Consider the following 1,056-nt stretch of genomic DNA (forward strand, 5'->3'; position numbering starts at 1 on the left):
TGCAAGGCCGTTCGCCCTCCGGGTTTTGGCTCCCCCGCAAGCGGTCCCCCCAAAAAGCTGCGCTCGAAGACCTTTCCGTTTGCTACCCCCGCCTTCGCCAGGTGGCGTTCGGCATGTACATGCCGCGTTTCAACGCGGACGTGCAAAGGCCAACCACCAAGGAGAAGACAGCATGAGCAGCAAAGCCAACACCCACGTCACCGCCATCGACAGCAAAAAGCCCCTCACCAAACAGGAACTCATCGCCGCCAACATCAAGCTCTTGATTGAACAGTTGGAAGCTGGCAAGTCAGACGCTCTTACCAACTACCTCACGGCGATGAGCCGCTTTCACAATTACAGCTTTGGCAATGTGCTGGAGATCGCCCGGCAGATGCCCACGGCTACCCGCGTTGCTGGTTTCTGGACGTGGAAGAACATGGGCCGCAGCGTCAATGCTGGCGCAAAAGGCATCCGCATCCTTGCTCCCATCGTCGGCGTTCGTCGCAAGAAGGACGAAGAGGCCGAGAAGGACATCACCAGACAGAACACTCGCTTCCTGCTTGGCTTCCGCAATGCCTATGTCTTCGATATCTCGCAGACCAACGGCGTTGATCTTCCTTCCATGCACGAAGTGAGCGGCGACCCAGGCGACAACATCGACCGTCTGGCCGCATTCCTCACGAGCAAAGGCATTCAGCTTGTCTACAACCCCAACATTGCGCCAGCCCTTGGCATGAGCTACGGCGGACGCATCGCCATCCTGCCCGGTCAGTCCAAGGCCGAAGAGTTTTCGACTCTCGTGCACGAGGCGGCGCACGAACTTCTACACAAGGCAGAACGCCGCACCGCCACCACCAAGACCATGCGGGAGCTTGAAGCCGAGGCCGTGGCCTTTGTTGTCGGTAAGGCCGTGGGACTCAAGAACGAAAGCGCCTCGGCTGATTACATCCACCTTTATCAAGGCAACGCCTCACTGTTGGCCGAGAGCTTGGAAGTTATCCAGCACACTGCCAACCTCATCCTGTCCGCGCTGGAACCGCCCGTTGCAGCCGAGGACAGCGAACCTTCCACCGC

At 58.9% G+C, this 1,056-nt stretch carries 1 protein-coding gene; it reads left to right on the forward strand.

Features of this window, described 5'->3' with window-relative positions:
- Positions 1-172: 172 nt before the first annotated feature.
- The coding region (locus tag AB4043_RS26510; protein ID WP_442308658.1) for an ArdC family protein at positions 173-1,056 on the forward strand (884 nt) is incomplete at its 3' end.

Source organism: Terriglobus sp. YAF25 (assembly GCF_052113305.1).
In the GTDB taxonomy this organism is placed as follows: domain Bacteria; phylum Acidobacteriota; class Terriglobia; order Terriglobales; family Acidobacteriaceae; genus Terriglobus.